The organism is Paroceanicella profunda (genome assembly GCF_005887635.2).
Classification (GTDB): Bacteria; Pseudomonadota; Alphaproteobacteria; order Rhodobacterales; family Rhodobacteraceae; genus Paroceanicella; species Paroceanicella profunda.
The window spans coordinates 2,771,186-2,794,084 of the sequence record NZ_CP040818.1; the positions used below are offsets into that span (position 1 = coordinate 2,771,186).

Annotated in this window: 20 protein-coding genes; 10 read left to right on the plus strand and 10 right to left on the minus strand. The window is 69.7% G+C overall.

Annotation, left to right across the window (positions count from 1 at the left end; all coding sequences use genetic code 11):
- The first annotated feature begins 75 nt into the window (after positions 1-75).
- From FDP22_RS12320 to ispG, 3 genes are all read left to right on the plus strand, one after another.
- Positions 76-582 carry a MarR family winged helix-turn-helix transcriptional regulator gene (locus FDP22_RS12320; RefSeq protein WP_138578887.1) on the plus strand — a complete coding sequence of 169 codons (507 nt, stop codon included), beginning with the start codon at positions 76-78 and terminating at the stop codon, positions 580-582.
- Positions 583-869: 287 nt separating this feature from the next.
- Complete coding sequence (locus FDP22_RS12325) at positions 870-2,066, plus strand: helix-turn-helix domain-containing protein (RefSeq protein WP_138578885.1); 1,197 nt, start codon at positions 870-872, stop codon at positions 2,064-2,066.
- 84 nt (positions 2,067-2,150) lie between these two features.
- Positions 2,151-3,287 (plus strand): flavodoxin-dependent (E)-4-hydroxy-3-methylbut-2-enyl-diphosphate synthase, encoded by a 1,137-nt coding sequence (ispG, locus tag FDP22_RS12330; protein ID WP_138578883.1) that lies wholly within the window; start codon positions 2,151-2,153, stop codon positions 3,285-3,287.
- A 5-nt stretch (positions 3,288-3,292) separates the two neighbouring features.
- On the opposite strand, the gene FDP22_RS12335 is transcribed toward ispG, so the two are convergent.
- Positions 3,293-3,565 carry a hypothetical protein gene (locus tag FDP22_RS12335; protein WP_239031764.1) on the minus strand — a complete coding sequence of 91 codons (273 nt, stop codon included), beginning with the start codon at positions 3,563-3,565 and terminating at the stop codon, positions 3,293-3,295.
- Between the two features lie 78 nt (positions 3,566-3,643).
- On the opposite strand from FDP22_RS12335, the gene prfA reads away from it, so the two are divergent.
- From prfA to FDP22_RS12350, 3 genes are all read left to right on the plus strand, one after another.
- Positions 3,644-4,699, plus strand: a complete 1,056-nt coding sequence (prfA, locus tag FDP22_RS12340; RefSeq protein ID WP_138578962.1) for a peptide chain release factor 1 — start codon at positions 3,644-3,646, stop codon at positions 4,697-4,699.
- On the plus strand, positions 4,696-5,535 hold the full coding sequence (gene prmC, locus FDP22_RS12345) for a peptide chain release factor N(5)-glutamine methyltransferase (RefSeq protein ID WP_138578881.1): 840 nt from the start codon (positions 4,696-4,698) through the stop codon (positions 5,533-5,535). The genes prfA and prmC overlap by 4 nt, the downstream gene beginning before the upstream one ends.
- Before the next feature lie 229 nt (positions 5,536-5,764).
- Positions 5,765-6,307, plus strand: a complete 543-nt coding sequence (locus tag FDP22_RS12350; RefSeq protein WP_138578879.1) for a DUF4167 domain-containing protein — start codon at positions 5,765-5,767, stop codon at positions 6,305-6,307.
- Between the two features lie 10 nt (positions 6,308-6,317).
- On the opposite strand, the gene rsmA is transcribed toward FDP22_RS12350, so the two are convergent.
- The 6 genes from rsmA to lptF form a co-directional block, all read right to left on the minus strand.
- Positions 6,318-7,163: a 16S rRNA (adenine(1518)-N(6)/adenine(1519)-N(6))-dimethyltransferase RsmA gene (gene rsmA / locus FDP22_RS12355; RefSeq protein WP_138578877.1), complete on the minus strand. Its 846-nt coding sequence runs from the start codon at positions 7,161-7,163 to the stop codon at positions 6,318-6,320.
- Positions 7,160-8,131, minus strand: coding sequence for a 4-hydroxythreonine-4-phosphate dehydrogenase PdxA (gene pdxA / locus FDP22_RS12360; RefSeq protein WP_138578875.1), 972 nt, complete (start codon positions 8,129-8,131; stop codon positions 7,160-7,162). Before pdxA ends, rsmA begins: the two co-directional genes overlap by 4 nt.
- Positions 8,128-9,399 (minus strand): peptidylprolyl isomerase, encoded by a 1,272-nt coding sequence (locus FDP22_RS12365; RefSeq protein ID WP_138578873.1) that lies wholly within the window; start codon positions 9,397-9,399, stop codon positions 8,128-8,130. Before FDP22_RS12365 ends, pdxA begins: the two co-directional genes overlap by 4 nt.
- 23 nt (positions 9,400-9,422) lie before the next feature.
- Positions 9,423-11,546 (minus strand): LPS-assembly protein LptD, encoded by a 2,124-nt coding sequence (locus FDP22_RS12370; protein WP_170317679.1) that lies wholly within the window; start codon positions 11,544-11,546, stop codon positions 9,423-9,425.
- A gap of 84 nt (positions 11,547-11,630) precedes the next feature.
- A complete protein-coding gene (lptG, locus tag FDP22_RS12375; protein WP_138578869.1) occupies positions 11,631-12,737 on the minus strand; it encodes an LPS export ABC transporter permease LptG in 1,107 nt (368 codons plus the stop codon).
- Positions 12,734-13,849 (minus strand): LPS export ABC transporter permease LptF, encoded by a 1,116-nt coding sequence (lptF, locus tag FDP22_RS12380; protein ID WP_170317680.1) that lies wholly within the window; start codon positions 13,847-13,849, stop codon positions 12,734-12,736. Before lptF ends, lptG begins: the two co-directional genes overlap by 4 nt.
- Before the next feature lie 149 nt (positions 13,850-13,998).
- Between lptF and FDP22_RS12385 the strand changes: the two genes are divergently transcribed.
- Positions 13,999-15,474 (plus strand): leucyl aminopeptidase, encoded by a 1,476-nt coding sequence (locus FDP22_RS12385; protein ID WP_138578865.1) that lies wholly within the window; start codon positions 13,999-14,001, stop codon positions 15,472-15,474.
- A gap of 10 nt (positions 15,475-15,484) precedes the next feature.
- Complete coding sequence (locus tag FDP22_RS12390) at positions 15,485-15,952, plus strand: DNA polymerase III subunit chi (RefSeq protein ID WP_138578863.1); 468 nt, start codon at positions 15,485-15,487, stop codon at positions 15,950-15,952.
- A gap of 321 nt (positions 15,953-16,273) precedes the next feature.
- Here FDP22_RS12390 and FDP22_RS12395 read toward each other — a convergent pair whose 3' ends face one another.
- On the minus strand, positions 16,274-17,098 hold the full coding sequence (locus FDP22_RS12395; protein WP_170317681.1) for a universal stress protein: 825 nt from the start codon (positions 17,096-17,098) through the stop codon (positions 16,274-16,276).
- A 435-nt stretch (positions 17,099-17,533) separates the two neighbouring features.
- Here FDP22_RS12395 and argC point away from each other — a divergent pair, with 435 nt between their 5' ends.
- Entirely contained in the window at positions 17,534-18,457 is a 924-nt protein-coding gene (gene argC / locus FDP22_RS12400; RefSeq protein ID WP_138578859.1) for an N-acetyl-gamma-glutamyl-phosphate reductase, read from the plus strand.
- A 598-nt stretch (positions 18,458-19,055) separates the two neighbouring features.
- Here the strand turns inward: argC and FDP22_RS12405 are convergent.
- Positions 19,056-20,939: an ABC-F family ATP-binding cassette domain-containing protein gene (locus tag FDP22_RS12405; RefSeq protein ID WP_138578857.1), complete on the minus strand. Its 1,884-nt coding sequence runs from the start codon at positions 20,937-20,939 to the stop codon at positions 19,056-19,058.
- A gap of 712 nt (positions 20,940-21,651) precedes the next feature.
- On the opposite strand from FDP22_RS12405, the gene ndk reads away from it, so the two are divergent.
- Complete coding sequence (ndk, locus tag FDP22_RS12410) at positions 21,652-22,074, plus strand: nucleoside-diphosphate kinase (protein ID WP_138578855.1); 423 nt, start codon at positions 21,652-21,654, stop codon at positions 22,072-22,074.
- Between the two features lie 227 nt (positions 22,075-22,301).
- Here the strand turns inward: ndk and purN are convergent, their stop codons facing one another.
- Positions 22,302-22,898 carry a phosphoribosylglycinamide formyltransferase gene (gene purN, locus FDP22_RS12415; protein WP_138578960.1) on the minus strand — a complete coding sequence of 199 codons (597 nt, stop codon included), beginning with the start codon at positions 22,896-22,898 and terminating at the stop codon, positions 22,302-22,304.
- Between the last annotated feature and the right edge of the window lies 1 nt (position 22,899).

The following is a 22,899-nucleotide window of genomic DNA, read 5'->3' on the forward strand; positions in this document are numbered from 1 at the left end:
TGTTCCGTCATTAACCGAAAATTTCGGGATCTGCCTCAGTGTTTCCTCGTCAGCATCAAGCGGGGAGAAAGCGGAATGTCGTTCCTGTCGTCTATCAAGGGCTCGGATACGACGCCTGAAAAGGTGTCGCTGGAGGGCTACATCGACATGTTGTCCCTGGTGGAGCGCCTTCACCGGCTCCTCCTCGACGTGATCAAGGACGAATTCGAGCGCCTCGGCGTGCTCGACATCAACGCGGTTCAGGCCCTGCTGCTGTTCAACATGAGCGACAACGAGGTGACGGCCGGGGAACTCAAGAGCCGGGGCTACTACCAGGGCTCGAATGTGTCCTACAATCTCAAGAAGCTGGTCGAGGCGGGCTACATGCACCACCAGCGCTGTGACATGGACCGGCGGGCGGTGCGCGTGCGGCTCACCGAACGTGGCGCGCGGATCCGCAAGGTGGTCTCCGACCTCTTCGGCCGGCACGCGGACGGGCTGTTCCGCGAAGGCCGGCTGGACGGCGGAACGGTGACGGAAATGAACCTCGCGATGCAGCGGATCGAGCGCTACTGGAGCGATCAGATTCGCTACATCTACTGAAGGCGGCAGGCCATGCGCGCGCTGCGGCCTCCCACGCCCGGGCCGGGGGCGGGACACCGGGGCATCGGGAGGCGGATGCGGGGCGTGAATCCGCCGGTTCGCAGCGGGTCACGGCGGTTTTTCGCCGATACGTCCGGGATCTCCATCTCTTGTGGGAAAGTTCCGGAAATTCGCCAGATCTGTGCTAAGCTTAGTTGCGAAACAGCCGGGAAAGCCTGTATGGAGGGCTTCTCAACCGGAATAACAAAGGCGCAGGCTACGGGCCTGCGCGAGGCGATGAGCGCAGGATGCGGGACGAGAGCGTCATAGCCCTTCAGGGGTTTGACTCCTATGAGCTCCGGCTGGGTGATGAGCTCAGGGGAGAGCGTGCCTCGCTTGGCAAGTCGCTGCTCGACGTGCAGCGCGATCTCAAGATCAAGGCCGCCTATATCGACGCGATCGAGAATTGCGACGCATCCGTGTTCCCGAATCGCGGGTTCATCGCCGGATACGTGCGCGCCTATGCGCGCTACCTCGGGCTCGACGCCGAAGAGACCTATTGCCGCTTCCGCGACGAATCAGGCTTCCGCGGGGTGAATTCCGACCTCGCCGGCATGTCCGGAAACCGCCCTGCAAGCTCCGGCGGCTCCGCGCGCTCGATCTCCGACGAGATGCTGCGAAAATCCCGGTTCGCCCGCCCCGTGGCACCGGACATTTCCTTTGCCGCGCTCTCCGGCCTCGGCTCCGTCCTGATGCTGGCGCTGCTGATTGCCGGGCTCGGATACGGCGGCTGGTACCTGCTCAAGGACATCCAGCGCATCGGCTTCGCGCCCATCGCCCAGGCCCCGGACGTGCTGGACGAGCTGAGCACCCCCATCGCCCCGGAGCAGGTGGACAGCGCCTCCGGCGCGCCCTCGGCCACCAGCCAGCGCGACATCGCCCTCTCCGAAATCTACGCGCCCCGCCTCGAAGCGCCGAAGATCGAGCCGCGTGACGGCCCCATTGCCGCCATCGACCCCAATCGCATCGGCCATTTCGCGCCGCACATCCTGCCCGGTGCTCCCGGCATGCCGGGGGCGCTGGCCGATGCCGGCGATCCGCCGCTGCCCGGGCTTCCCGAGACGGTGGTGGCCGCGGCCGAAGCCGCGACCCCTGCACCGGAGCCGGTCGCCGCGCCGGAAGTGTCGGTCTATGCGCGGGAAAATGCCTGGGTGCGCGTCTACCTGCCCAACGGCACGGTAATGTTCGAGAAGATCCTCAGCCCCGGTGAGAGCTATCAGGTGCCGGACGATCTCGACGGGCCGCTGCTGCGCGCCGGGAATGCAGGCGCGGTCTACCTGCGCGTCGGCGCCAAGGTGTTCGGGCCGCTGGGCAAGGGCACGGGCGTGGCCAAGCAGGTCTCGCTGGTCGCGAACGACGTGCAGGCCTCCTGGCCGCAGGCCAGCGTCGGCACCATCCCCGATACGCCGGTGGCCAAGAACGCGGCATTGCCCGCCAGCGAGTGATCGCGCCCGGTCGGGGGGTGACAATGCCGGCCCGCGGGCCTATTTTCCCCGCAGCACAGCAACGGCGTGAGCAGAGCATCCGACATGAGCAACAGCATCCGTCCGTGGCGTGACATCTACCGCCGCAAGAGCCGCCAGATCCACGTGGGATCGGTCGCCGTCGGTGGCGATGCCCCGATCTCGGTCCAGACCATGACCAACACCCTCACCACGGACGTGGCGGCGACGGTGGAGCAGATCCGCCGCTGCACCGAGGCCGGCGCGGACATCGTGCGCGTCTCCGTGCCCGACGAGGCCAGCTCCGCGGCGCTGAAGGAGATCGTCCGCCAGGTCGAGGTGCCCATCGTCGCGGACATCCACTTCCACTACCGCCGCGCCATCGAATCCGCCGTCGCCGGCGCCGCCTGCCTGCGCATCAACCCGGGCAACATCGGCTCGGCCGAGCGGGTGCGCGACGTGGTGAAGGCCGCCCGCGACCACGGCTGCTCCATCCGCATCGGCGTGAACGCCGGCTCGCTGGAGCGCCACCTGCTGGAGAAATACGGCGAGCCCTGCCCGGAGGCGATGGTCGAGAGCGGCCTGCACCACATGCGCCTGCTGCAGGACAACGACTTCCACGAGTTCAAGATCTCGGTGAAGGCGTCGGACGTCTTCCTCGCCGCCGCCGCCTATCAGGGCCTCGCGGAGGCCTGCGACGCGCCGATCCACCTCGGCATCACCGAGGCAGGCGGCCTCACCTCCGGCACCATCAAGTCCGCCATCGGGCTGGGAAACCTGCTGTGGATGGGCATCGGCGACACGCTGCGCGTCTCGCTCTCCGCCGACCCGGTGGAGGAGGTGAAGGTGGGGTTCGAGATCCTCAAGTCCCTCGGCCTGCGCCACCGCGGCGTGACGATCATCTCCTGTCCGTCCTGCGCGCGACAGGGCTTCGACGTGATCAAGACCGTCTCCGCGCTCGAGGAACGCCTCGCGCATATCCAGACCGCGATGAGCCTGTCGATCATCGGCTGCGTGGTGAACGGCCCCGGCGAGGCGCTGATGACCGATATCGGCTTCACCGGCGGCGGCGCGGGCTCGGGCATGGTCTACATGGCCGGCAAGCAGGACCACAAGATGGACAATGCCCGCATGGTGGAGCACATCGTGGAACTGGTCGAGGCCCGCGCCGCGCAGATCGAAGCCGAGAATGAGGCGGAGAAGGCCGGCATCGCCGCCGAGTGACCGGCTCAGCCGGTGCGCGGCGGCCGCGTGAGGCCGGAGGTGGGCGCCGCCGTGCAGCCGCCGCTCACTTCCCGCCAGGCCGGCACGTTCAGCGACATCGCGCAGCGGGCGAGGAAGCTGCGCCCGTCCACCCGCAGGCAGCGGGTGTCGCCCAGTTCCACGCGGGCGCCGCTGCTGTCGGTGCAATAGCAGTCCGGCACGTGGCGCGCGGGCGCCCGGTCCTGCGCCGTGACGGCCAGGGGGCAGAGCAACACGGCACATGTGAGCGCTCGCAACATGACCCCATGCTATCACATCGGAGCCGGTTCCACGAGGGTGCTTGACCATTCCGGTGCCGCGGTCCAATGCTCCTGCGCATGATCCCGCAGGAAAAACTCGACACCATTTCGCAGCGCTTCGCCTATCTCGAAGCCCGTCTCTCGGAGGCCCTGTCGCCGGCCGATCTCGCGTCCTATTCGCGCGAATATGCCGAGCTGAAGCCGGTGGCCGAGCAGATTTCCGCCTATCGTGCCCTCCTCGACGACACCGCCGCGGCGCGGGCGCTGCTGGACGACCCGGAGATGGCCGGCCTCGCGCGTGAGGAACTCGCGGAACTGGAGGCGCAGCGCCCCGCCCTCGAGCAGGCGATGCGGGTTGCCCTGCTGCCGCGCGACATCGCGGACACGCGCCCCGCCATCCTGGAGATCCGGCCCGGCACGGGGGGGGAGGAGGCCGCGCTCTTCGCCGCCGACCTCCTGCGCATGTACCAGCGCTTCGCGGAGGCGCAGGGCTGGACCTTCGAGATCCTCGACGAGACCGCGACAGAGCTGGGCGGCGTCCGCGACGTGGTGGCCGCCGTGCGCGGCCCCGGCGTGTTCGCGCGGCTGAAATACGAATCCGGCGTACACCGGGTGCAGCGCGTGCCGGAAACCGAATCCGGCGGGCGCATCCATACCTCGGCCGCCACGGTGGCCGTGCTGCCCGAGGCGGCGGAGACCGAGGTCGACATCCCCGCGAGCGACATCCGCATCGACACGATGCGGGCCAGCGGCGCCGGCGGCCAGCACGTGAACACCACTGATTCGGCCGTGCGGATCACCCATCTGCCCACCGGAATCGTGGTGACCAGTTCGGAGAAATCCCAGCACCAGAACCGCGCCCGGGCGCTGGAGGTTCTGCGCGCCCGCCTTTACGACAGGCAGCGCCAGCAGGCGGCGGACAGCCGCGCGGCCGAGCGCCGGTCGCAGGTCGGCTCCGGCGACAGGTCGGAGCGCATCCGTACCTATAACTTCCCGCAGGGCCGCATGACCGATCACCGCATCAACCTCACGCTCTATCGCCTCGAACAGATCCTGGCGGGGGACCTCGCGGAGGTTGTGGACGCGCTGGTCTCCGCCGACCAGGCGGCGCGCCTCGCGCATCTCGAACCATGACCGCCGAAAGCCGCGCCGCGCTGCTGGCCCGCGCAATCGCCGCGCTGCGCGACGCCGGGGTTCCGGGGCCGGAGCGGGACGCGCGCCTGCTGCTGCGCGAGGCCTCCGGCCTGTCCGCCGCGCGGTTTTCCACCGAGCTGGCCGCGCCCCCGGGCCCGGAGGAGCATGAGCGGTTTTCCGCCTATCTGGCCGCCCGGCTGGCGCGGCAGCCCGTGTCGCAGATCCTCGGGCGCCGGGCCTTCTGGGGGCGCGACTTCCGGGTGACGCCCGATGTGCTGGACCCGCGCCCGGAAACCGAGACGCTGATCGAGATCGCCCTGGAAGGGCCGCCGCGCCACCGGGTGCTGGACCTCGGAACCGGCTCCGGCATCCTGCTGGTCACCCTGCTGGCGGAGTGGCCAGAGGCGCGGGGGCTCGGCGTGGACGCAAGTTTGCCGGCGCTGGAAATCGCGCGGGAAAATGCCGCACGGGCAGGGGTTTGCGACCGGAGCCTGTTGCAGCACGGCAACTGGCTGGACGGCATCACCGGGGAATTCGATTGCGTTGTGGCGAATCCGCCCTATATCTCACAAAGTGCAATGGCGGGGCTTGCCCCGGAATTGCGAGACTGGGAGCCGGACATGGCTCTCACCCCCGGCGGAGATGGCCTTGACGCCTACAGGCAGATAGCGACCGGACTGGCCAGGATCCTGACACCTCGTGGAATTGCCCTGTTCGAAATCGGATTCGACCAGGGCGAGAGTGTTCCGGAAATCTTCCGGAATGCGGGGTTTTGCGAGGTTTCCTTGCGGCATGACATGAACGGTCAACCGCGCGTCGTGATAGTGCAGGGATGACACAGTATAGGCAAGATTCCGCCGAAAACTGTTTATCACGAGCGTTTAGGGGTTGAGTCATACATTCGGCGCAGTGTAGGAAGATCCTGTCCGGTTGAGACTGCACTGAGAGGCAGCACTCCCAGGGGGCCGGACCGACTAATTGGCATTGCGGGACTACACTGGCGGAAATCCGCTTGTGCACGGCTCTGGGCCAGTGCCCGCAGCACACCCATGTGCAGGAAATCGAATGAGATCTTCGAACAAGAATCGCTCTCGTAACAAGAGCAGCCGCAAGAGTATCGGTAACATCGTCAACCGTGTGTTTGACAGTTCCGGTCCCGAAGGCAAGGTGCGCGGTACGCCGCAGCAGATCATCGAGAAATACACGACCCTCTCGCGAGACGCTCAGACGTCCGGTGACAGGGTCGCGGCAGAGAACTTCATGCAGCACGCGGAGCACTACATCCGCATGCTCAGCGAGGCGCAGCGCGAAATGGGCGTGCGTCCCGAAAATGGCCAGGGCGGGCAGCATGCCTCCTCCGGGCAGGACGATCAGCCGAGGGACGATTCCCCCCTGGCGACCTTCGAAGAGGACAGTAACGAGAGCGGCCTCGTCGACACGCCGGAGAGCAGCGAACGCGCTCCGGAGCCGGTCGCCGCCGAGGAAGATGCGGCCGCCGCTGCGCCCAAGCCGCGAACCCGCGCGCCCCGTCGCCGGACCCCGCGCAAGACCGAAGCCAAGTCTGACGATTCGGCTGAACCGGAAGCCGCATCCGCATCGGTGGGCTGACGCCCCCTGGTCACCGCGCTTCCAATGCACGCGCCAGCGCGCAGAATTCGCCGAGATCGAGTGTCTCGGCGCGACGGGTGGGCGTGATGCCCGCCGCTTCCAGCAGGGCTTCCGCATCGCCCCCCAGGGCGCGCAGGCTTGCTCGAAGCATCTTGCGGCGTTGGCCGAAGGCCGCCGCAACGACTCGTTCCAGGAGATCCGCACGCGCCGGGTAAAGCGGCGCGGGCCGGGATGTGAGATGCACGATCGCCGAGGTGACCTTCGGCGGAGGGGTGAACGCCTTCGGCGGCACCTCGAACACCATCCGTGCATCGCAACGCCACTGCGCGAGCAGGGACAGGCGCCCGTAGGCCTTGCTGCCCGGGCGCGCCACGATGCGTTCGGCAACTTCCTTCTGGAACATCAGCGTCATGCTGCTCCAGAACGGCGGCCAGACCGCGGGCGTGAGCCAGCGGATCAGCAGTTCCGTGCCCACGTTGTAGGGCAGGTTCGCCACGATGCGGATCGGCGCGGAGAGCTTCTCCAGCGGGTTGACCTTCAGCGCGTCGCCCTCGATCACCTCCAGCCGCCCGGGATAATGCGCCGCGACCTCGGCGAGGGCCGGCAGGCAGCGCGGGTCCCGCTCGATGGCGAGCACGCGCCGTGCCCCCTCCATCAGCAGCGCCCGGGTGAGGCCGCCGGGCCCGGGCCCGATCTCCAGCACGTCGCACTCCTCCAGCTTGCCCGCGCTCCGCGCGATGCGTGCCGTGAGGTTCAGGTCGAAGAGGAAGTTCTGGCCGAGGGACTTGCGCGGCGCCAGCCCGTGTTCGGCGATGACCTCGCGCAGCGGCGGCAGGCCGTCCGGGCTGCGGTTCACGCCCGGGCTCCTGCCATGTCACGCGCGAGGCGCAGTGCCGCGATCAGGCTGTCCGGCCGCGCCACGCCCCGTCCGGCGATGTCATAGGCGGTGCCGTGGTCCGGCGAGGTGCGCACGATGGGCAGGCCCAGGGTGACGTTCACGCCGCTGTCGAAATTCAGCGTCTTGGTCGGGATCAGCGCCTGGTCGTGATACATGCACACGGCCGCGTCGTAGGTGGCGCGGGCACGCGGGTGGAACATCGTGTCGGCCGGGTAGGGGCCGGAAATGCGCATGCCCTCGGCCGCGAGCTTGCGCAGCACCGGCGTGATGCAGTCGATGTCCTCGAACCCCATCGCGCCGCCTTCGCCGGCATGCGGGTTCAGCCCCGACACCGCGATATGCGGGGAGGCGAGGCCGAAGTCGCGCCGCAGGCCGGCATGGGTGACGCGCAGCGTCTCCTCCAGCAGTTCCGGCGTCAACGCGGCGGGCACCTGCGACAGGGGAATGTGGATGGTCACCGGCACCACGCGCAGGTCCGGCCCGGCCAGCATCATCACCGGGCGCGGGCTGTCGCACAGATGGGCGAGGAACTCGGTATGGCCGGGAAAGGCGAAATTCGCCCCGTCCTGCAGAGCCTTCTTGTTGATGGGGTTGGTGCAGACCGCCGCGGCCTCGCCGCTCAGCGCCTGGGCCACGGCGCGCTCGATGGAGCGCACCACCGGGGCGGCATTCTCCGGCGCTGGGCGGGCCAGGGTCACCGGCACCTCCAGCCGCTCCGGCAGCACAGGCAGGGCGTCGGACATGCAGGATGTCGCCTCGGAGGGCGAGGCGATCTCGCGCACCACCCCGCCGAGGTGGCGCATCCAGTCCGGATCCCCGATCAGGTAGAACACCGTCTCGGTGCGCAGGGCCGCCCAGGCGGCGAGCGTCAGCTCGCCCCCGATCCCGGCCGGGTCTCCCATGGTCAGCGCGATGGGGCGCATCAGCGGTACTCGATGACCGCGTCGCGACGAAGCTCCTGCAGGTAGCCGGCGGCATAGGATTCCATGCGCTGGCTGATCAGGCGAGAGCGGGCGCGCTGCAGCTCGTCATTGGTGGCATCGGTGCCGGAGGCGGCATCCTCGGTGCGCGCGCAGACCATCACGATGGCCACGCCGTCGCGCAGGCGCACGGCATTGGCCATGGCGCCGGCCTGCAGGTTCGCGATCGCCTCGCGCTCGGCGGGCTCCAGGCTGGCCAGGGAGACCGGACCCTCGAGGCCGGAGCGCGGACCGTAGCTCGCCTTGCGCGCCTCGATGTCCGAGCAGCTGGAGATGTCGCGCGACACCTGCTGTGCCTCGGTGCGGGCCTCGGCGACATCGGGCTCCGGCGCGCCTTCGCGCACGGGCACGATCAGCCGTGCCACCGTCACCTGAACGTTCGAGGCCGCCGCGGGCGCGGAGGCCACCGCATCCTGCCGCACGTCGAGCACCTTGAGGAGCACCACGGCCTGCGGCACGGCGATCGGCCGGGTCACCTGGCCCGCGGTGAGCAGGGCAAGTTCGTCGCTGATCTGCGGCGGCATCCGGTCCAGCGGCATCCAGCCCACGTCGCCGCCGTTGGACGCGCTCTTGGTGCGGCTGTACTTGCGCGCCGCCTCGGCGAAATCTCCGCCATTGGCAAGCTCATCGTGCAGCTTCGCGACGAATTCCTGCGTGCGCTCCGCGCCGCGCTCCTGAATGGGGATCACCAGCTCGGCGAGTCTCACCGAGGTGGGGCCCACACCGGCGGTGGCTCCTTCGGCCGTGGCCGCGGCGACCTCGGCCTCCGTCGGCTGGGCGCGCGACAGGTAGCGCACGCGTATGGCCTCGCGGAAGGCGGCCTGATTGGCCACCAGGTCCACCACCGCCTGGCGCGACACGCCGGCCGCACCGATGCGCTTCACGAATTCATCGCCGGAGGCAAAGCCGCGCTGCTTGGCAAAATCGTCGAGCGCCGCGTTCACCTGGTCGTCCGACAGCTCGACGCCGGTGCGCTTGGCCGCCTGGGCGCGCAGCTTGTCGTCGATCAGGCTCTCGATGGCGGGGGCCTTGTCGTCCCCCTGGGAGGCGCCCATCAGCTGCATCATGCGCAGGCGCTGCGCGACATCGAAATTGGTCACGAGGGAGTCGTTCACCACCACGGCGGGAGCGAAGGGGTCCTCCTGGGCCCGCACCGCTCCGGGGAGCAGAGTGAGGGCGAGGAAGCTCAGCACAACGGCCAGACGCGCGAACATCGGAATTTCCTTTTTCTCGTCTATCAACGGGTGACCATGCGGCACCGGTCTTCCCGGCGGGCCCGGGTGAGGTCCGAGCCCAGTCCGGCAAGGCGCACCTGTACCCCGAAACTCGTGGAAGCGTCCACCGACTCGGAGCTGGTAAACCGGCGATACACCGAAAAATCGACCTCGAAACACTCGTTTCCATATGTGATGCCGGCTCCGGCACGCACGAAGCTCTCTTCCTGGAAGTCATACCGCATCCGGCCGCTCACGGACCAGTTCGGCGTGATCACATACGAGGCATCGACAGCGCCCTCGGACCGTTCGTCGAACGCCTGGGCCTGCGGGTCCGGCGAGAGGTAGACATAGGAGCCCGACAGGGTCATCGGCCCGTAGGCGCTGTCCAGCCGCACCTCGTAGCGGTCGAACTCCAGGTCCTCGCGCAGCAGCACCCGGTTCACCAGGTTCAGGTAGGGCGGGATCTTGAAGGTGACGGCGCCGACATAGTCCGACGCCCGGCCTTCCAGCGAGGGCGTGTCCGCGAACACCTCCTGCTCCTCGTTGCGCAGCACCCGGCCCACCACTGTGCCGATGCTCCAGCCATCGGCGTCGAAGCGCTCGTAGCGCAGGCCCAGGTTGGCGCGGAAGCCCGGCTCCACCCGGTCGTAACCGGCGAAGCGGGAGGTGTCGAACAGGTTGGTCTCGTCGAATTCCACCAGTGCGCTGTCCTCGTTGGGCAGCAGCGACTGGGTGTTGCTGGGCTCGGACCAGATCAGCTGGGCGATGGGCTCCAGCACATGGGTCGCGTTCTCGGTGGACTGGATCATCGGGTAGCGCATGTCCACGCCCACCTCCGGGGTGAAGCGCGGCTCGTAGGTGTTGGGCACCTCCTCGCTGTCCCAGGTGCGGAAGGCGTCGAACTGCGCCGAGCCGAAGCCGCGCAGCGTGACACCGGAGGCGGTGATCCAGGTCTTCTCGTAATCCAGGATCGCGGTGGCGCGGAACGTGTCCTGCCCCTCGGAGCGCTTCAGGCCCACGGAGTTCAGCGTCAGCCCCAGGTCGCCGCCGAAAGTCGGCTGCCACACCTGCTGAAGGTCGAATTCCGGCAGCGCGAAGGGAACGGAGCCCTTGCCCTCGTCGTCGCGCAGGCTCTGGAAATAGGCGGTGCCGATCTCCCAGTAACCGTCCTTGCGGAAGGAGGAGATGGCCGCCTCGCTGGTCAGCCGGTCATCCTCGGAATACTCGAAATCGCTCAGGAAGGCGTCGTCGGAGACCAGCCGGCTGTCGAAATGGCCGAAGACCTCGTCGGAGAGGTAGTAGTAGCCGTCGCCGTTGAACGTGCCGCGGAAGGGGCGGGTGTTCACGTCGTTGTCATAGGTGACGGCGCCGCCCAGCCGCACCCGGCCGCGCTCGAACATCCGGCGGTACTCGCCCTCCATCACCAGCCCCGCGTCCGTGGTGAGGAAGGGGGTGATGGTGGCGTCGCTCTGCTCGTCGATCACCCAGTAATAGGGCAGCTTCGCGCCGTAGCCGAATGTGTCGGACTGGCGGAAATCCGGCATCAGGAAGCCGCTCATCCGCTCCACCGTGGGGTCCGGATGGCTGAAATAGGGCAGGTACATCACCGGCACGCCGAGCAGGTCGAACGTGGCGTCCTCGTAGTGGATCTTGTGCTCGAGCTGGTCATGGACCACCCGGCGCGCCCGGATGCGCCACCAGGGCTCGGGATATTCCGCGCAGACCTCGCAGTTGGAGAATACCGCCTTGCCCAGCACGTTGTAGCGCCCGCCCACGCGCTCGCCCTCCACCGCGGCGATGCGGAAGCGCTGCGCGAGCACCGACTGGGCGGAGCGCAGCAGGCCGTTCTGCAGGTCGCGGTCCAGCTCGGCGTAACCGGCGTAGAGGGTGGAGCCGTCCGGGTTGCGCACCACGATCTGCCCCGTGGCGGTGATCTGGTCGGTCTGCTGATCGTAGATGATCTGGTCCGCGGTCAGGGTGCGGTCGCCGTAGAACACCTCCACCGACCCTGTGGCCGTCAGCTTGCGCCCGACGGAATCGTATGTGACCTCGTCCGCGACGAGGGTGACCGGAAGGTCGTTGCGAAGCTCGACGAGCTCCTGCGTAAAGCCCGGGCCGGGCGCGATGAGAGCGCCCGTTGCCACGAGAACACCGAGGATGCCGCCTCGTGCCGTCCTGAATGCCAAACCCATCCCTTCCCTTGACGCCGGGGCGCCTGCGCCGCGCAATTATCCGTCCTCGAGGTAGAACAGCAATCCCAGCGCCAGCAACATCGCGGCCGCCGGTGGTACCCAGGCCGCGATCAGCGTCGGAATCGCTCCCGACGCCCCGAGAGCCTGTGTGATATCCGAGACGAAGAACAGGGCAAAGCCCGTAAGCGTCGCGCCGACCAGCATCAGCCCGATGCCGCCGAAGCGCACGTGGCGCATGGAGAAGGCCGCGCCGATCAGCACCATCGCCGAGAACAGCAGCGGCTTGGCCAGTTCGGTCTGGAAATGCATCTCGTGGCGCAGGGTGGAGAAGCCGGAGGCCCGGAGCGCCTCGATGAACTCCGGCAGGTTCCAGAAGCTGATCGCGTCGGGAGAGGCGAAGCTCTCCAGGATATGGCTGGAGGTGAGGTCGGTGGGCACTTCCGCGGTTTCCGCCGCCTCGCGCACCGGGCTCGCATCCGGGTGGGCGGGGTCGAAGGTCCAGCGGTGCAGGTCGGTCAGCGTCCAGACATGGTTGCCCAGGTCCGCCCGCTGCGCCTCGATGCGCGACAGCAGGGCGTTGTTCGGGCCGAAGCGGAACAGCGTCACCTGGTCGAGCTCGGTGCCCTCCGGGTTCGAGCGCCGCGCGCGGATGACCGTCTGGTCGTTGCGCCCGCCCTGGCGCAGCCACAGCCCCTCGCGCGAGACGGAGAGCAGGCTCTCCTGGCCGCGGAAATACCGCGCTTCCAGCGTCTCGAACCGGCTCAGCGTGGCGGCGGAGATCGGGTTGTACACCGAGAAGGCCAGCACGCCGAGGCAGGCGGAGGTGAAGACCACCGGCAGCAGCAGCTTCCACACCGAGACCCCCGCCGCCCGGGTGACCACCAGTTCCGAGGAGCGCGCCAGCCGGCCGAAACAGGCCATTGCCGCCAGCATGAACACGAAGGGAAACGTGGTGTTGGCCACCGAGAGCGCGTGCAGCAGCGCCAGCGCCAGCAGGTCTCCGAAGGTGGCGTCGGTGTCCGAGCTGCGCCGCATCAGCTCCACCAGGTCGATGAGGACGATGAGGATCAGCACCACCGCCACCGCCCCGGCCAGCGTGCCCAGGAAGCGCCGGGTGATGTAGCGGAACAGCGTCGGGCTCATGAGATCACCTCCGGTCGGCGGGCCCCGGAGCGCCGGCGCAGCAGCAGCCAGACGATGATCCCCAGCGCCACCAGCGGCGGCGCGTACATCACCGGCCACAGCGCGCCGTTCCCGGTGACCAGCGCCTTCGCCGCAACCCCGAGAAGCCGCACGGTGAGCGCGGCGACGATGCTGAGCAGGATCTGCGTGGCGAACCCCCGCCGCCGGAAACCGCCCAGCAGGATGAAGGCCGCCGCGATCAGCGGCAGCACCAGCGCGTAGAGCGGGGCGACGATCTGCTCATGCCCCTCGGCGAGGAAATCCCCGGCGCGGAAGCCCGGCTGCGCGCGGATGTCCGCGGGCGGGTTCACCAGGGTGTCCACGTAGTATTCCGAGGGCTTGCGCCGCCGGTCGCCGTCATCCTGCATCAGCGCCGTGAGGTCGTAGGTGAAGGTGTCGAACCGCAGGGTGGAGAGGCTGGTGGTGCGGGTGTCGTATTGCTGGGCGGTGCCGTCGAACATCACCACCCGGGCCTCGCCATTCGCGCGCACCAGCGCCGCGCGGTTGGCCGAATAGGTCACCGGCTGCACCGGGTTGCGCATGTCGTGGATGAAGATGTCCGCCATCTCGCCGGTGCGGCTCGCATCCCCCACGTAGATGGTGATGCCGTCGGAGGGGTGGATGAACTGGCCCTCGCGGATCAGCACGTTGGCGACGTCGCCGCGCAGGTCGGCCATCCGGTCGCGCAGCTGGCGCGCCGCGGTGGGCATGAGGTAGAGCGTCACCACCATCATCGCCGCCATGATCATCAGCCCGAACATCGCCACCGGCCGGGCGATGCCGGCGAAGCTGCGCCCGGCGGCCATCATCACCACCAGTTCGGATTCCGTGTAGAGCCGGTTCAGCGCGAACAGCGTGGCGGCGAAGGCCGAGACCGGCATCACCACAGACATCACCGTGGGCAGCAGCAGCGCGGTGAATTCCGCGAACACCGCCGCGGACTGGCCGTTGTTGACCACGAGATCGATGATGCGCAGGCTCTGGCTCAGCCAGATCACGCCGGTGAAGATCAGCGCGAAGAAGCCGAACGGTCCGACGATCTGGCCGAAGATGTATCTGTCGAGCTGGTTCACGCACCCTCCGTGCCCCCTCGGGGGGAGCGGTGCCCCTGTCGGACGGGGCACGTATCCCCCTCCGCGTATGTTTTTCGCGGCGGCTGGTCAAGATCGGGCAAAGGCACTACGTGTGATTGCCTGAACAATCGCCTTGCCGGAGGAGCACCATGACCGACCCAGTCCAGATCAGTTTCGAGGCCGTCGACATTTCCGCACTCGCCGGCGTCACCGGCTCGATCGCGGTCTTCGTGCCGGCGGAGGGCGCCCTCGTCCCGCCGCTGCGCCGGCTCGACCGGATGGTGAAGGGGGCGCTCAAGCGCGCCATCGACAGCAAGTCCTTCGAGAAGCTGGAGGAGGGCACCGGCCTCGTGCTGGCCATGCCCACGGGCACGGACGCGGAAAAGCTCCTCATCGTCAAGCTGGGGCGCAACCCCGCCGTGCACACCGCGCGCAAGGCCGGTGCATGGGTGGCGAAGAACATGAGCGAGACCGGCGCCTCCCTCGTGGTGCCCAACGTGCGCATCCCGCAGGACATCGCCTACGGCCTCGCCCTGCGCGCCTATGACTTCCGCGTCTACAAGAAGGCCCCGGAGGAGGAGAAGCCGCGCCCGAAGGTGACCATCGCCGTGAGCGACCCGGAAGCCACCGCCGCCGCCTCCACCGCCTACATGGCGCTGGTCGAGGGCGTGTTCTTCACCCGCGACCTGGTGAACGAGCCCTCCAACGTGCTCACCACCACCGAGTTCGCCAACCGTCTCGCCGCGATGGAGGCCATCGGGCTGGAGGTCGAGGTGCTGGAGGAGGCCGATCTCGAGAAACTGGGCATGCGCATGCTGCTCGGGGTCGGGCAGGGCTCCGCCAGCCCCACCAAGATGGTGGTGATGAAGTGGATGGGCGGCGGCGACGAGCCCCCCTTCGCCCTCGTGGGCAAGGGCGTGGTGTTCGACACCGGCGGCATCTCGATCAAGCCGGCCGGCGGCATGGAGGAGATGACCATGGACATGGGCGGCGCCGGCGTCGTCTCCGGCGTGATGCGCGCCCTGGCGCTGCGCCGGGCGAAGGCCAACGTGGTCGGCCTGGTCGGCCTGGTCGAGAACATGCCCGACGGACTGGCGCAGCGCCCCGGCGACATCGTGAAGTCCATGAAGGGCGACACGGTGGAGATCATCAACACAGACGCGGAGGGCCGGCTCGTGCTCGGCGACGTGCTGTGGTACGCGCAGGAGCGGTTCAGCCCGGTGGGCATGATCAACCTCGCCACCCTCACCGGCGCCATCATCGTCGGGCTGGGGCATGAGAATGCCGGGGTGTTCTCCAACGACGACACGCTCGCGATGGCCTTCCTCAACGCCGCGCGCAGCGAGGGCGAGGGTGCCTGGCGCATGCCGATGGGCCCGGCCTATGACAAGCTCATCAAGTCGCGCCTCGCCGACATGAAGAACACCGGCGGGCGGGCCGGCGGCTCCATCACCGCCGCGCAGTTCCTCGGCCGCTTCGTGAAGGACGACACCCCCTGGTGCCATCTCGACATCGCCGGCGTCACCCTGCCGCCCTCCGAGACCGACCTCGCCCCCAAGGGCGCGACCGGCTGGGGCGTGCGGGCGCTCGACCGGTTGATCCGCGACAAGTACGAGGCGGAGTGAGCGCCGCGCCATGGCCGAGGTGCTGTTCTACCACCTGACCGGCAGCCCGCTGGAGGCCACGCTGCCCGGCCTGCTCGAGCGCACGCTCGAGCGCGGCTGGCGCGCCGTGGTCCGCTGCGGGGTGGCGGAGCGGGTGCCGGCGCTCGACGGCCTGCTGTGGAGCTATTCCGAGGCCGGGTTCCTGCCGCATGGCACCGAGGGCCCGCACGCGGAGCGCCAGCCGGTCTACCTCACCGCCGGCGCGGAGATGCCCAACGGCGCCGAGGTGCTGTTCCTGGTCGATGGCGCGCAGGCGGCGACCGAGGAGATTTCCGCGCTCACCCGGACCGTGCTGCTGTTCGACGGTGCCGACGGCGGTGCCGTCGCCCGGGCGCGGGAGGACTGGAAGCGCGTGGCCGGGGCCGGGCTGCAGGCCACCTACTGGGCGCAGGAAGATGGCCGCTGGCTCCGCAAGGCGAGCTCGGGCGCCCAGGGCTGAACGTCGGCCCCGGCTGGCGGGGCAGTATCGCGAAATGTCCTGCCACATCGCGACACCGCCGGGACGTATAGCGAAATCGCCGCGCCACATCGCGATGCCGCCCTGCCACATCGCGACACCGCCGGGAGGTATCGCGAAATCACCCTGCCGCGTCGCGAAACCGCAGGGCCACAGTGCGAAGCCGCCTGGCGGCAGGGCCGCACGTGACGAAAAATCGGGCCGCCCCTCGCGTCGCGGAGAGGGGCGGCCCTCACACGGCCTTCGCTCCGGTCCGGGGCCCCACCGGGCCGGGGATCGGGCCGTGTCCCGCCCGGGGCGTGCTCAGTGGCTGAGCAGCACCGGGATGGGCGTGTTGCGCAGCACCGTGTCGGTCACGCCGCCGAACAGGTCCTCCGCGAATTTCGAATGCTCGTAGGCGCCCATGATCAGCAGGTCGACGCCCCCGGCGCCGCAGCCTTCAAGCAGGGTCTGCGCCACGGAGCGGCCGGGCCGGCGCTGGCGGATGTCGCGCTCCACCGCGAGGCCGTGGCGCGCGAGATGCGTTGCCACCGGGTCCAGCGCCGCGCTGTCTTCCGGCCGGCCGATGGTCACCACCCGCACCACCGCCTCCGGGGTGAGCAGCGGCAGCGCGTCGCTGAGGGCGCGGGAGGCGGCGCGTCCGCCGTCCCAGGCGATCATCGCCGAGGTGGCGCAGGTTGTCCCGGCGTATCCGGCCGGCACCACCAGCACCGGGCGGCCCGAATGCCGGGCCACCACGTCCGGGTGCGGCTCCATGTGCGGGAAGGCGCCGGTTTCCTCGGCGCGGCCCATCACGATGATGTCGTAGCAGCGCGCCACGTCCATCAGCCCGTTGTCGGCGGAGGAGAACACGTCGCGGAAATGCACCCGGGAGGGGTCCATGTCCGATGTCAGCGTTCCGAAGCGCGCCATCACCTCGTCGCGGCGGGTGAGGTCGGCCTCCACCAGTTGCTCGGCCACCCCCGCGGGCATGTAGCCGGCATAGGAGGTGATGATCTCCTGCGGCCCGTAGGACAGCACCCCGGTGAGGTGGCCGTCCCGCATCAGGGCCAGGCGGCGGGCCAGCGCGAGGGCGGCATCCGCGGCGGGCGTTGCGTTGTAGGACACGAGAATGTTGCGAATCGTCACGGTGCGACTCCTTGAACGAGGGCCTGTCGGCCACGCCACCGAGGTAGCACCGCCGCGCCCCACGGCGCCTTGATCCAGATCAGATGAATCGCCGTTTCGGCGTTGCGCAGGGCGAGGCGAAACGGGCGATGGGTGCAGCCGGCTGCGGAGCGGATGCCGGCGCAGGCGTGCCGCAGCCGGCCCGGGCGTGAGCAGGTGGCGCAGCCCCGGCGCCAGGGCGGGGGGCAGGAGCCGCGCGGGCCGGTCCTGACTGCGGTCCCGAACCGCCGCAAGCGTGGCCGGGATGCTGGCGCGCGCCGGGCCTCGGTGCCGGGGCCGAAGCCGCGCCCGGGGCCCCCTGCCGGCCGGGGTCTCCCCGCACTGCGCCATTTATCTCAACGGCCGGACCTGATATGTCCGCCCTCCGGCAACACCCCAGTCACGAAGGCGAAGACCATGGCGTGGAACGTATTCATCGATGGCGAAGCAGGCACCACGGGGCTGCAGATCCGCGAGCGCCTGGAGGCCCGCGCGGATATCGCGCTGATCCAGCTCGCCGATGACGCGCGCAAGGACACCGCCGCCCGGCTCGAGGCCTTCGCCGCCGCCGATGTCGCCATCCTGTGCCTGCCCGATGCGGCGGTGCTCGACATCGTGCCCCGGCTCGCGGGAACCGACACGCGGCTCATCGACGCGAGCACGGCGCACCGCGTCGCCCCGGACTGGGTGTTCGGCTTCCCCGAGCTGACGGCCGGCGCGCGCGCCGCCGTGGCCGGGGCGGAGCGGGTGTCCAACCCCGGCTGCTATGCCTCCGGTGCCATTGCGCTGCTGCACCCGCTGGTGTCGCGCGGGCTGGTCGCGGCCGACGCGCCGCTCAGCATCAACGCGGTGAGCGGCTACACCGGCGGCGGCAAGGCCATGGTCTCGGAATTCGAGGCGCCCTCCCACCCGCATTCCTTCGCCTACGCGATGGGCCAGCGCCACAAGCACATCCCGGAGATCATGCAGTATGGCGGGCTCACCCGCCGGCCGATCTTCGCGCCCTCGGTGGGCGATTTCGCGCAAGGCATGGTCGTGCAGGTGCCGCTGCATCTCGGAAACGGCCTCACCATCGCGCGTCTCACCGCCGCCTATGCGGAGCATTACGACGGTGCGCGGTTCGTCCGCGTCCTGCCGGCCTCCGCCTACGAGGGGCGCATCGATGCGGAGCGCACCACCGGCACCAACCGCATGGAGATTTCCGTGCATGGCGATGACGAGACCGGCTGCGCCGTGCTCGTCGCCGTGCTCGACAACCTCGGCAAGGGCGCCTCGGGTGCCGCGGTGCAGAACCTCAACCTGATGCTGGGTATCGACGAAGGCACCGGCCTCACCGCCTGAGCCCGGCCCGCCGGCGCATTACGCAGCAGGCCCGCCCCGCGGGCCCGGTGGCCTTCGCGCCGCGGCCTGCTCGGGCCGTGGGTCACCGGCTTGCCTGCCGATCGGCCGTTCGCTCGCCAGCGGGGGGCGTCGCCCACGCGCGGCCCGGCACCACAGACTGCGCGCCCCGGCGCCGGGGGGCGAGCGGTGGCCCAGGGTTCAGGCCCGGCAGACGGGAGACCGGATGTGGCTTGTTCCGTCCGGGCTGCGTGCGGGAAGCCTGTGCCATCCGGCGATCGGGCGGCCTCCGAAAACCTGTCCGTCTGACGCGCAGCGCGTCCGGCCGCGCCATGCGCCCGAGGCATGGGAACAGGGTGTGGAAGGGTGGCAATGGGCAGAACGGGCCCGGCCCGTCGCGCCCGGCTGCTCCCACGCATCGGTGAATTTGCCTCCGTCAACCGGCCCCGGCACGCGCGTCCGCGATCGGGCGATACCGGTCCACACGCGCAGGGCCGCCGGAACGGCGGCCCGGCCCAACGGGAGCGTCCCCGCGCCGCGCGGGGATGGCGACGGGCGGGAGCCCCCCGTCTCCGCCTGTCGGCCCGGGCCGGCCGCGGACTCAGCCGCGCTCGGCGGCCTCCAGGCGTTCCTGCGCGGCCAGCCACAGGGCTTCGGCGCGGGCCAGCCCGTCGATGATCTCGCCGCGCTTGATCTGCAGCGCCTCGATCTTCGACGGCTCGTTCTTCTCGTAGAACAACGGGTTGGAGAGCATGAGGTCGATCTTCTCGCGCATCTCCTCGATCTTGATCACCCGGTCCTCGCAGGTGCGCACCTCGGCGCGCAGGGGCGCGAGGTTGCGGCGCTGCGCGGCCTTCTCGGCCTTGGCGGGCCGGTTCGCCTTGCGCTCGGCCTGGGCGCCCGCGTCCCGCACGCCGCCGGCCCCGCGCTCGGAGAGCAGCAGGCTGCGGTAATCGTCCATGTCGCCGTCGAACCGCGCCACCTTGCCGCCGCGCACCAGCCAGAGCTGGTCTGCCACCGCCTCCACCAGCCAGGGGTCATGGCTCACCAGGATCACCGCGCCGGCGTAATCGGCCAGCGCGTGGATCAGCGCCTCGCGGCTCTCGATGTCGAGGTGGTTGGTCGGCTCGTCGAGGATCAGCAGGTGCGGCGCGTCGATGGTGCACAGGAACATTGCCAGCCGGGCCTTCTGCCCGCCCGAGAGCCGCGAGACCGCGTTCTCCACGATGTCCTGCCCGATGCCGGCGGCTGCCAGCCGGGCCCGCTGCCGCGACGGGGTCTCGTGCGGGCGCAGCCGGGCGAGATGCTGGAGCGGGCTGTCCTCGGCCACCAGTTCGTCGAGCTGGTGCTGGGCGAAATAGCCGATGCGCAGCTTGGAGGAGGTGGTCATCGTGCCGCCCAGCGGCGGCAGCCGCCCGGCGATCAGCTTGGAGAGCGTCGACTTGCCCTGGCCGTTGGCGCCGAGCAGGGCGATGCGGTCGTCCGGGTCGATGCGCAGCGACAGCCCGCCCAGGATCACCGTGCCGTCATAGCCGGTCGAGACAGTCTCCATCGCGATGATGGGGGGCGAGAGCTCCTCCGCCTCGGGGAAGGAGAACCCGGCCACGGCGCTTTCGGCCACGGCGTTGATCGGCTGCAGGCGCTCGAGCATCTTCAGCCGGCTCTGGGCCTGCTTGGCCTTCGAGGCCTTGGCGCGGAACCGGTCAACGAAGCTCTGGATATGCGCGCGCTGTATGTCCTGCTTCTTCTTCATCGAGAGCTGCTGTTCCAGCCGGGCGCGGCGCTCGCGGTCGAACGTGTCGTAATTGCCCTGGTAGAGCGTGATGTTCTGGTCGCTCAGATGCAGGATGGAGCGCACGGCGCGGTTCAGCAGCCCGCGGTCATGCGAGATGATCAGCGCGGTGTGCGGATAGCGCGCGATGAAGCTCTCCAGCCAGACGGCGCCCTCCAGGTCGAGGTAGTTGGTCGGCTCGTCGAGCAGCAGCACGTCGGGGCTGGAGAACAGCACCGACGCGAGGGCGACGCGCATCCGCCAGCCGCCGGAGAATTCCGAACAGGCGCGCTTCTGCGCCTCGTAGTCGAAGCCGAGCCCGTCGAGGATCGAGGCGGCGCGGGCTTCGGCGGAATGGGCGTCGATGTCCACCAGACGGGTCTGGATCTCGGCGATCCGCATCGGGTCGGTGGCGGTCTCGGCCTCCGCGAGCAGGGCGGCCCGCTCCAGGTCGGCGGACAGCACGGTGTCGAGCAGCGAGACGGAACTGGCCTCCGCCTCCTGCCGCACACCGCCGATGCGCGAGCCGCGCGGCACCTCGATGTCGCCGCCATCGGAGGCGAGCTCGCCGGTGATGACCTTGAACAGCGTGGTCTTGCCCGTGCCGTTGCGCCCGACGATCCCGGTCTTGTGACCGGTCGGGATGGTGGCCGAGGCGGAATCGAGCAGCCGGCGGCCCTCGATGGAAACGGTGAGATTCGTGATCTTCAACATGAGGCAGTCCCTAGCATTGCTGCACTGCGATGGGCAACGTGGCGCGTGCACGCCGGCCGCGCAAAAACACGCGATTGCGCGCCGCCGTGTCCTCCCGGCCATGCTTCCCGGCCCGACGCCCTCGGCCCGGAGCCCGACGCCCGATGCCTGACGCCCGAGGCACGGGGACGCGAAGGGGCGGGCGCGGATGCCGGAGGCGCTCCCGGTGAGGGGGCGCTCCCGCCCGTCGCCACCACCGCGACGCGCGGCGGCGCTCCCGTTGGGCCTGGCCGCCGCGTGCCGCGGCGGCGTGGCGCGCACGCCGGGCCTCTCGCGCCATGCCCCGCACGGCCGGGCGCCGTCGCATGCACCGTGCCCGGAGCCACCGGAACCGGTGTGCCGCACCCCGGGCGGCCGGAACTGTTGCCCCGGGCTGTGATGGAACGCGCGCGCCATGCCCCGCACGGCCGGGCGCCGCCGCGTGCACCCTGTCCGGAGCCGCCGGAACCGGTGTGCCGTGCCCCGGGCGGCCGGAACGTGCGCGGCATGCCCGGATCGGCCGGGCCGGTGCCACGCGCTCGTGAGGTCGGCGCGGCGCGCGGTGCGACGATCGGCATCGGCTCGCTGGCAGGAGAGGTTTGCGGGCGTTCGGCTTCCATGCTAGGAGCCTGCGCGAGCCGGCCGGATCACGGTCCGGCCGCACTGCAGCGCATTCAAATTCCGGGAGCCGCACATGGCCATCGAACGCACTCTCTCCATCATCAAACCCGACGCCACCCGCCGCAACCTGACCGGCAAGATCGTGGCGATGTTCGAGGAAGCCGGCCTGCGGGTCGTCGCGTCCAAGCGCATCCACCTCACCCCGGCGCAGGCCGGCGCCTTCTACGCCGTGCACAAGGAGCGCCCGTTCTACGGTGAGCTCGTCGAGCAGATGAGCGCCGAGCCGGTCGTGGTGCAGGTGCTCGAGGGCGAAGGCGCCATCGCGAAGAACCGCGAAGTGATGGGCGCGACCAACCCGGCCAATGCCGACGAGGGCACCATCCGCAAGTCCTTCGCCCTGTCGATGGGCGAGAACTCGGTGCATGGCTCCGACGCCCCCGAGACCGCGAAGGAAGAGATCGCGTTCTTCTTCTCCGGCATCGAACTGGTCGGCTGATCCGCAGCCGCCGGTGCGGGCATTCCGGTGCCCGTACCGGCCAGGCGACATGAGAAACGGCCGCTGCCCGGATCAGGGCGGCGGCCGTTTTTCGTTTCAGTACAGATATGTACCGCGCGAAGCTGATCCGGACGCTCAGGCCCGGCTCACGCGCCCGGCAGAGCCGAAGCCTCAGCCCGGAACGGGTGGCGCCCAGGCCGCTTCGCTCCGGCGCGAACCCCGGGCCTTCAGCCGAACAGGGCGAGCGGCGTGCGGTCTCCGCGCACGAATTGCGCGAGCACGGCGGGATAGAGGCGATGCTCCATCGGCAGCAGCCGGGCGGCGAGGCTGTCGGGCGTGTCCTCCGCCGTCACGGCGATCACCGCCTGGCCGCGGATCGGGCCGCCGTCCAGCTCCGCCGTCACCTCGTGTACAGTGCAGCCATGCACCGCCATCCCGGCGTCGAGCGCGCGCTCATGGGTGTGCAGCCCGCGAAACAGCGGCAGCAGCGAGGGGTGGATGTTGAGCATCCGCCCCTCCCAGGGCGCGATGAACCCGGGCGTGAGGATGCGCATGAACCCGGCCAGGCAAACGATATCCGCCCCGCAGGCGCGCAGTTCGGCCTGCACGGCGGCGTCGAAAGCCTCGCGGTCCCCCTTGAAGGGCTTGTGGTCGACCACCGCGGTGGGCACGCCGAGCGCCGCCGCCCGGGCGAGCCCGCCGGCATCGGGGCGGTTCGACAGCACCAGCGCCGGCTCCGCGGCCACGGCGCCGGACTGCATGGCGGAGACGAGGGCGAGCATGTTCGACCCGCCGCCCGAGATCAGGATCGCGACGCGCGGCAGG